The sequence below is a fragment of the Paenibacillus algorifonticola genome (genome assembly GCF_000971975.1).
Taxonomy (GTDB): Bacteria; Bacillota; Bacilli; order Paenibacillales; family Paenibacillaceae; genus Pristimantibacillus; species Pristimantibacillus algorifonticola.
The window spans coordinates 1-314 of sequence record NZ_KQ040784.1 but is presented as its reverse complement, the minus strand read 5'-3'; the positions used below and the strand labels follow the sequence as shown (position 1 = coordinate 314).

Genomic DNA, 314 nt, shown 5'->3' with positions numbered 1-314 from the left:
GAGTCGCCGCTGAGACATACGGCAGACACGAACGAAACGCAAGCAAGAGAAATTGTTCTTTGAAAACTGAACAACGAGTGAAACTGCCACATTAACTTAGGTTAATGTAAAGCGATACAAAAAAAGTAATGAGCAAGTCAAACACCACCTAAATGGAGAGTTTGATCCTGGCTCAGGACGAACGCTGGCGGCGTGCCTAATACATGCAAGTCGAGCGGAGCAAGTGTTTCCTTCGGGAAACACGTTGCTTAGCGGCGGACGGGTGAGTAACACGTAGGTAACCTGCCCGTAAGACTGGGATAACATTCGGAAAC

1 rRNA gene is annotated in these 314 nt (G+C 47.8%); it reads left to right on the top strand.

The annotated features are described in order from the left end of the window. Positions 1-149 precede the first annotated feature (149 nt). Positions 150-314: ribosomal RNA gene (locus tag WH37_RS05345) — 16S ribosomal RNA — on the top strand; the annotation flags it as partial.